The following is a 1,003-nucleotide window of genomic DNA, read 5'->3' on the forward strand; positions in this document are numbered from 1 at the left end:
CTCAAAAGAGGTGGGTTTCCCCATTCGGACATCGACGGATCAAAGCTCGTTTGCCAGCTCCCCGTCGCTTTTCGCAGGCTACCGCGTCCTTCATCGCCTGTGATCGCCAAGGCATCCACCACATGCACTTGTTCGCTTGACCCTATAACGGGTGTGTCTCGTGTCGCATCCACTGGGAATGCAACGCTCCTCACATCGCTACAGGTTGAGTATTCGTGTTGCGCCGTATTCCAAGGCAATCTTTCGATTACCTTTTCATACATTGATACAATCACAACCCTGATTCACCTACTCGCACACCCATCTCTAAGTATGCTTTCGTGAATCTCTTTACTACTTCTTCCTGATTGTTAAAGAACGACAGCCGATATCGCAGTTGCTATAACCGCGTATCACTCTGACTGGCTCAATCGCCAATGCAAAACACTCTGCATCTACTACCCTTGCAGAACGCTGCGCATTGAAGATTGGTGGAGGATGACGGGATCGAACCGACGACCCCCTGCTTGCAAAGCAGGTGCTCTCCCAGCTGAGCTAATCCCCCAGTCACACACAGATATTGCTATCCGCATTGATGCCCCAGGGGTTTCAGTCATTAGCGCAGCCACCGCAGAAACAGTGGTGGGTCTGGATGGATTCGAACCATCGACCCCCGCCTTATCAAGACGGTGCTCTAACCAACTGAGCTACAGACCCCTGAGTCTGTCTTTTTCACAGCCGATAAGCGTGAGCGCTCAACGCATTGACACGTTTAGCTCGAGAAAGGAGGTGATCCAGCCGCACCTTCCGATACGGCTACCTTGTTACGACTTCACCCCAGTCATGAATCCTACCGTGGTGACCGTCCTCCTTGCGGTTAGACTAGCCACTTCTGGTAAAACCCACTCCCATGGTGTGACGGGCGGTGTGTACAAGACCCGGGAACGTATTCACCGCGGCATGCTGATCCGCGATTACTAGCGATTCCAGCTTCACGCACTCGAGTTGCAGAGTGCGATCCGGA

At 52.7% G+C, this 1,003-nt stretch carries 2 tRNA genes and 2 rRNA genes; all 4 read right to left on the minus strand.

Features of this window, described 5'->3' with window-relative positions:
- Positions 1-142, minus strand: a 23S ribosomal RNA gene (locus HHL24_RS43525); the annotation flags it as partial.
- A gap of 326 nt (positions 143-468) precedes the next feature.
- A tRNA-Ala gene (locus HHL24_RS43530) sits at positions 469-544 on the minus strand.
- A gap of 75 nt (positions 545-619) precedes the next feature.
- Positions 620-696 (minus strand) — tRNA-Ile (locus HHL24_RS43535).
- A gap of 65 nt (positions 697-761) precedes the next feature.
- Positions 762-1,003: ribosomal RNA gene (locus tag HHL24_RS43540) — 16S ribosomal RNA — on the minus strand; the annotation flags it as partial.

The organism is Paraburkholderia polaris (assembly GCF_012927345.1).
Classification (GTDB): domain Bacteria; phylum Pseudomonadota; class Gammaproteobacteria; order Burkholderiales; family Burkholderiaceae; genus Paraburkholderia; species Paraburkholderia polaris.